Origin of the sequence: Methanolobus sp. (assembly GCF_030682845.1) — an archaeon.
GTDB lineage: Archaea > Halobacteriota > Methanosarcinia > Methanosarcinales > Methanosarcinaceae > Methanolobus.
Map to the genome: position 1 here is coordinate 24,541 of NZ_JAUXNK010000002.1, position 6,977 is coordinate 31,517.

Below are 6,977 nucleotides of genomic sequence, written 5' to 3' on the forward strand. Positions count from 1 at the left end.
CAATGAAATTATCGGACATAGAATCAAAGAACCTCAAGGAAGGACAGCCTGGGGAGCTGGAAGGCGATATCACTCACGATATCATTGATATACTCAGGGATGAGGGTATTACCGTTGAGATGCTTGTTGATACTGCGCTGGCACTGTATGCTCCGCATCCGGGTATCGAGACGAGGGAGCTTGCTGAGGAAAGGTTCCTGGAAGAATTGCACATAGCCCTTTCAGACCCGAACCTTTGCATGCTTGTCTATGCAGGCGTATTGCTCGAAAAGGAAGGTGTTGCAGGCACTCTTCCTAATATAAGCAAAAGTTCCTACGAAAAAGACCTGACATTCCTGATAGTTGACGAGGTCATAGGGATGAGTATTGCCAAATACATAAGTGGTGACAAGGGCATATTCGAATTTGTACGTTTTGACAAGCAGAAACCTGGTATCCTTGCAGATCTCGGTCCTTTCATGGATGATGTGATAGGAGGGCTCATTGGTGGTGTATCTGCCAGCATGTATACAAGAAGCATGGCCGAAGCCGCCAGAAAGGATGCGGCTGAGAAAAAGAAGAGGCATGACAGCAACCTGGGTGGTGTGATCGCAGGATGAACAACTTCTTACTGGCTGTACGCTCCAGTTTTGGTTTCCTTTCCACCATCCCTGTCGGGATAACGATGGAAGGGCTTGACGAGTTCTTCAAGAGGACCTATCTGCACATACTTGTAGGTATTGTGCTTGGTCTTATCATAGGTGCAGTGGCCTTTGGTCTGCAGTCTTTCCTCTCTCCCCAGCTGAGTGCTGTTTTCATTATAGTGTTCGTCTATTATATGACGGGACTTAACCACCTTGATGGCATTGCCGACATGGGGGATGGTCTGACAGCCCACGGTTCCCGCGAGAAGAAACTCAAGGCGCTTAAAGACATGTCTCTTGGGATCGGAGGAGTGGCCTTTACAGCTCTTGCACTCCTGGCATTCTATACTGCCATCATATCTCTTCTTACGGGTGAGTTCCTGCTCCCGGAAGGCGTGAGCACTGCAGTTATCATCTTTCTTTCCCTGTTCGTTGCTGAGGTCAGTGCCATGCAGTGCATGCTTACGATTGCAGCATTCGGGAAGTCCATACATGAAGGTCTTGGTTCCATCCTGGTAAAGAGCACCACTCTTCCAAAGTACCTGACGGGGTTTGCCATGGGTATTGTTGCCTGCACGCTGGCTTTCTGGTATATAGGTCTCCCTCTGGTCGGACCCATAGCTTTTGTTGCATCCATTGCATCAGCCATGGTGCTTATCAATATCAGCAACAGGCATTTTGGTGGTGTCAATGGCGATATCATCGGTGCTTCCAATGAGGTTGGCAGGACCATTGCGCTGGTAGCCATCTTCCTTGCGCTTAAATACGGTTTTGGAGGTGTCTGATATGGATGCCATAATCATGGCCGGAGGATTCGGGAGCAGGCTCGGGATGGGTGAAAAGCCAACTGTAGAACTGCTTGGCAGGCCTCTCATCTCCTATGTCATCGATGCACTGGAGAGAACGCCTGAAGTCGGGAAGATCCATGTTGCCGTCTCGCCTGCAACGCCTAACACTGGCAGTGTCATCCTTAACCGCTACAATGGCAGGGTGGGAGTTATAAACACAGGCGGTGGCAACTATGTGGCAGATATGGTCTATGCGGTCCAAGATGCGGGCATAACAGAACCAGTGCTGATCATGATGTCGGACATACCCCTGCTTGATCCGGAGATAATCGGTCATATCATCAGAAAATATGAGACTTGCGGAACGCCTGCGATGTCCGTGTTCTCTCCCATATGGGTGTGCAAAGGGCTCGGTATCAGGCCGGATACGGTCTTCAACTGGGAAGGCAAGCTTATAGTTCCTGCCGGGGTAAATATCCTGGACGGGAAAGATGTTGAGCGCGAGCAGGCCTATGTCAGCCTCGTGCTGGAAAACGTCGAGCTGGCGCTAAACGTGAATACTGTAGCCGACCTTGAGAAGTGCAAAGAGGTACTGCTGGAAAAAATAGCCGGGAAAGAGTAGTACCGGACCGGGATGATCCATTGCCGACCGGACTAGTTCAAAAGGATGTGTTCATATCGATCGCCATATTACTATAATGAACCGGAGTTATTCTCTGGAGACTCTGATGCTGATCACCGGCAAGCTCAACCCTGAAACTTCCGTAGAGGTTATCCCTGAGGAGTCATTGATGCTATGTGAAGTGATAGAGCATCCTCAAAAACTGCCTTTTTACATTGAGGCCTTCTACAACATGGACATCAAAGAGGTGGATGCTTTTCGTTTCGCGCTCATGAGGATCCAGATAGATTCCGACCTGCGGATGAACGAGGACATACAGAAGCATCAGCATCGCAGGTATGTTGCGCGTACCATTGAGAAGTTGCTGTTCTCTGATATCCTTCTTGAACAGGTCCAGGGCGTTGTGCTTGAAGGCGAGTGACGCCCTGCTTATTGGAAATCCCTGCAAAGGGTGCAGCGCATACAAATAGACATATGGACCGGTCCTGTCTTCAGGACCTCAATTCCAATTGACTTATACCCTTTCTAATCAAATATCTATTATCAGATCTATATTCTGATTATTTTTTCTAAAGGATGCCTGTCTGGGTGCAGGATCAATGCGTTGTGGTGTCAATGGTCGATCAGTTGGTCAGGAAGGTACGTACAGGCAAAAGGAAGTCATTAAAGGCCTCAAGGCTGGCTTTTGGCAGCCTGATGACTAAAAAATGGAGCACGTTCGCAGACCCTGACATAATCAGAATAAACAAAGATTTGATGGCCGATGTCCTGAGAATCTATCGTGAGAACTTCACCGGGATAAATGAGAGGAGGTTTACGATGTACTGCCGCTTTTTCAACGAAACCTGCTATGCATTCCTTGAACGGGGCAAGGTTGTGGGGTACTGCATCTTTTTCGTGAGACCTGTATTCTCCTATTCGCACATCTACAAAACCGCCACACTTTATTCTTTGGCAGTTGACAGTGATCACAGGGTATATGGTATAGGTAAAAGACTGCTTCAGAAAGGTATCCGCGAGATGAAGCTCAATTCCGTCAACTGCATCTCTCTCTATGTGGCCACGGAGAATATGCCAGCCATCAGCCTTTACAAAAAGGCGGGTTTCCGTATCCTCAGGGAGCTTGAGGATGTCTGCGGCCCGGGGCTCAAATGCTACGAGATGGATTTGGGGCTAGGGCAGGGTCTCCCTTGAGTGGTTCTCTTCTTTTGGCAGACGGTAGTATTTCCTCAAGATTGGGTTTTATTTTCAAATGAGGATTTGTACAGAGCCCATATTTCCCATATTTTATTTCCTCAACAGACATCATTATATGAGCTAACATTATTCTCATAAATTGTCATCTCTTTAATATTGATTGATGCATTAAAGACTAGTGATGGACATGTACTATCTAAGTCTAGAACAACTTAAAGTTGCAGGAGGTTCAAGCGGTCATGGATATTAGCAATGCCGCTCTTTAACTTTATGGAACCAGTCTTGTTCTTCAAACTACAATCTTCTTTCTCATAGATTCGCCTTTAGGTACGTTGTGAACATTATTCCGGTGAACATCTGAACTTTCTATCAAATATTAGACTAGCCAGTTGATGCTAGTATTTTTTGATAAACATATCGTTTTCCTCCTATGTTCCAAAGTAGAAAACTGTATTGCAGAAGCTCCAGTGATGTTATTACACAAGGCTATTATTCAATACGAAGGAATCTCATGTCATTCACTTTTTCAGTAGTCTCAGGGCGTGCTATTATGAGGTTACCCCTAGAGAGGGAATAAATCGTGTTCGGGAGCTCATTAAGCTCATGTTGCCATCCGGGTGTGTTTTTGTAAGCTTTGATATAAATAATAAGTTCACTCTTGCTCTCAGCTTTTGTGCGCAACACCTTCAACACATTTTTCCAGCCCTCTACTCTCATGAAGTTAACCTTCACAACAGGTTTCATGGCATTGAAAAGATCTTCATACTTTTCAGGGGAGTCTTCTATGACAATTGCCATGACGTTTGACCCGGTCTCTTCTGCCAATCTTATAATTACTTCTAGAACTTCGTAGATTCCAGGATTATAATAGATACTTGTGGGCAGTAACACTGTTATATTCTGTGTATTGCAAAGAGGAGTTTCGATGTGAGAGAGCAGCAGCATTTTCTTAATCCTGCCGGACACTTGCTCAGTAATGGAACCTACTACGCTTTCAGTTAATGAACGGTCCTCTTCCCAACCCATGATAATTGTTGATATTCTGTTCTCTGTTGTTGCCCGGATTATCCCCGACGCTATGTTGTAATTTAAGCCGACATGGGTAGTCATCGGCACCTCGGCACAAGAAGTATAAGCTGTTAAGTCTTCCAGCATTTTCTCTGCCTGTGCTACCTTTCTGTCGGGTTCCGAAGAAGGACTTACTACACAAAGTGCATGTAAAGGTTCATCTGAATCCTTCGCTCTTATCATTATGGCCAGATCAAGCAGTTCCTTCTTGTAGATGGATTGCACTGAAAAGGGCACAAGTATTCGCTGAGGTGACTCGGGGGGAGCAAAAGGTGCCTGGTCAGAGAGGGCCATTTTAGTCCCATATCGCTCTACAATGATGGGGCTTACAATTCCAATAACAAGGATCATCACGATGGTCCCATTTATCATATTCTGGTCAAAGAGCCCTGCATCGAATCCAATAATCACAATCGCAAGGGCGGCAGCTGCCTGACCCACTGACAGCCCAAACATGCTCATTACCTGATTGATGTTATACCCGTAAATTCTTCCAGTCAACCATGCAGCTGCTATCTTTGTTATGAGCACAAGGAAAATGAGCCAAAATGCTAGCATCAGATTATTTCCTTCTTCAAAGAAAATAGTGACATCAACAAGCATTCCTACTGACAGCAGAAAGAAAGGTATGAAAAAGGCATTACCTATGAACTCAATCCTGTTCATAAGTACTCCGGTATTTGGGATCAGTCTGTTGAGCACGAGGCCTGCAAGGAATGCACCTATGATTGGTTCCACACCTACAACCCGTGAGAAATAGGCACATGTGAACATCACTGTCATTACAAAAAGGAACTCGAAATAGCTCTCATCTGTGAGGTTACTGAAGAACCACCTGGAAAGGCGTGGTACTATTGTCCAGACAGCGACAAAGAAAATGATAAGTCCTATAGCAAGTTGTGCCCAGAATTGCATGTCTATAGCTTCCTCGCCAGATGAAATGACAACTGCAAGGACCAGAAGTGCCAAGGTATCTGTAAGTATAGTGCCTCCTATGGTAGCCGTGATAGCTTCGTCCTTTACTATACCTAGCCGCCTTGCAACAGGATAGGCAAGCAGAGTATGCGAAGCAAAGATGGATGCAAAAAGGAGTGCTGTGGGCAGTGACATGCCAATAGTGTACACGCCGATCAAAGTACCTGCAGCTTGGGGAATTATGAATGAGAGAAAACCAAAAACAAGGCTTCGATCCATTTTCTCAATAAACTTGTTGATGTTTATCTCCAATCCGGCGATGAACATCAGATAGATAACCCCAATCTCGCCAAACAAGATAATTGTTTCACTGCGTTCCAGCAAGTTCAATGAGTTTGGCCCAATAATTGTACCTACAATAATTATTCCTATGATGCCAGGAAGCCTATATCTATTAAGCAATAAAGGAGTAGTCAGAAAGACAAACATAGCAATGGCAAATATAAGCACTGAATCGGTAAACGGAAGCTCGGGTAGCATAGAAATATCTCTTTCTGAATATAACTATTTTAAAATATATCAGCTTTTAGTGAGAGGATTGAAGTAGCTTATTCTCGGCCGAAGCAATAAACATGTCGTTGTTTAAGGATTATTTTAAAAAAAGGATATTCACAACATCCGCTTGAAAGAGATTGCAATTAAAATTAATAAAAGGCAGCATTGCAATCTCTTTCATGTGTATTCCGGGAGTATATTCACTTAATTAGAGCGGGTGCCATTCATTTTAATGAGTGGGTGTTGACTTAAGTCCTACGTAAACAGAGAAATGATGCATACCGATTTACGATATTGACAAAAAAAGGTCTGGCCATGAAAGCCAAACTGTTGCAATAAAAAGTAATGCTAAATATGAAATTATTCTGCAACAGCATCTTCTTCAGATACTGTTACGTTCCCATCTTCAACAGGATTTGCATTTCCATCTACAGTAGTATTTTCTGCATCAACAACTGTTTCTTCTGCTACTTCGTCAGAGGATTCCACATCAGTAACATTTTCATCTTCAACGATTGCCTCGTCTTCAGTTCCTTCTTCAGCTGTGTCAGTACAACCGGAAACTGCAACCAGTCCGATCATAACAAAGACCAAAAGTATGCTTAATATTTTCTTCACAATAGTTCACCTATATCAAATATGTTGATACAGTTACATTCCTCCATTTGATTGCATCCCAAGTTTGACAGTTTTCACTCCTTGACTAAGAATGTATTTTTTTCAACCCAAAATTTTCGTTTTTTTGTCAGGAAAACCTATTTGACAGTTTAAACAAATTGATGCAAAATTCTGCGATTTCATCCATTTTTGCCTTAAAATATATGCAATTTCCAGCAAATTTGGCCTGAATTTACTTGTTGAACCTTATTTTTGCAATAATAATGTTCATCTGTCAAATTCCATTAAGCTATTTTTGGATATTTTTGCTTGAAAACAATATGAAATAGGATTGGGTGCCTATTTAGAAGATCCGACAAGACTGTCAAATTCTTAGTCCAAAAACGGGGTTAAAATCAGAAAAAACGCATTCTAGTGACAAATGTGATACTGTCAAATAGATTCGTGTAAAAATCGACAAATTGTAAAAACAAGCATGTAAGAAAGTAAAGAGACAAACAATCACTAGGAAAAAAGAGATACTTCGATTCTAATGAACACAAAAAAGATAGATATTCAGTTGATCAAAAACAAGACTGTCAAAGTTGGGTT

7 protein-coding genes are annotated in these 6,977 nt (G+C 43.4%); 5 read left to right on the forward strand and 2 right to left on the reverse strand.

From position 1 onward, the window contains the following. Nucleotides 1–2 precede the first annotated feature (2 nt). The 5 genes from cobZ to Q8J68_RS00165 all read left to right on the forward strand — a co-directional run bounded on the left by cobZ (nucleotide 3) and on the right by Q8J68_RS00165 (nucleotide 3,227). Nucleotides 3–599, forward strand: a complete 597-nt coding sequence (gene cobZ / locus Q8J68_RS00145; protein ID WP_305309547.1) for an alpha-ribazole phosphatase CobZ — start codon at nucleotides 3–5, stop codon at nucleotides 597–599. Further along, entirely contained in the window at nucleotides 596–1,408 is an 813-nt protein-coding gene (gene cobS / locus Q8J68_RS00150) for an adenosylcobinamide-GDP ribazoletransferase (RefSeq protein ID WP_305309548.1), read from the forward strand. Before cobZ ends, cobS begins: the two co-directional genes overlap by 4 nt. A 1-nt stretch (nucleotide 1,409) precedes the next feature. Then, complete coding sequence (locus Q8J68_RS00155; protein WP_305309549.1) at nucleotides 1,410–2,033, forward strand: NTP transferase domain-containing protein; 624 nt, start codon at nucleotides 1,410–1,412, stop codon at nucleotides 2,031–2,033. 106 nt (nucleotides 2,034–2,139) lie between these two features. Next, nucleotides 2,140–2,454: a hypothetical protein gene (locus tag Q8J68_RS00160; RefSeq protein WP_305309550.1), complete on the forward strand. Its 315-nt coding sequence runs from the start codon at nucleotides 2,140–2,142 to the stop codon at nucleotides 2,452–2,454. Nucleotides 2,455–2,648: 194 nt separating this feature from the next. Further along, nucleotides 2,649–3,227, forward strand: a complete 579-nt coding sequence (locus Q8J68_RS00165; RefSeq protein ID WP_305309551.1) for a GNAT family N-acetyltransferase — start codon at nucleotides 2,649–2,651, stop codon at nucleotides 3,225–3,227. A 492-nt stretch (nucleotides 3,228–3,719) separates the two neighbouring features. Here the strand turns inward: Q8J68_RS00165 and Q8J68_RS00170 are convergent, their stop codons facing one another. Then, on the reverse strand, nucleotides 3,720–5,753 hold the full coding sequence (locus Q8J68_RS00170) for a cation:proton antiporter (RefSeq protein WP_305309552.1): 2,034 nt from the start codon (nucleotides 5,751–5,753) through the stop codon (nucleotides 3,720–3,722). 375 nt (nucleotides 5,754–6,128) lie between these two features. Beyond that, a complete protein-coding gene (locus Q8J68_RS00175) occupies nucleotides 6,129–6,386 on the reverse strand; it encodes a hypothetical protein (RefSeq protein WP_305309553.1) in 258 nt (85 codons plus the stop codon). Between the last annotated feature and the right edge of the window lie 591 nt (nucleotides 6,387–6,977).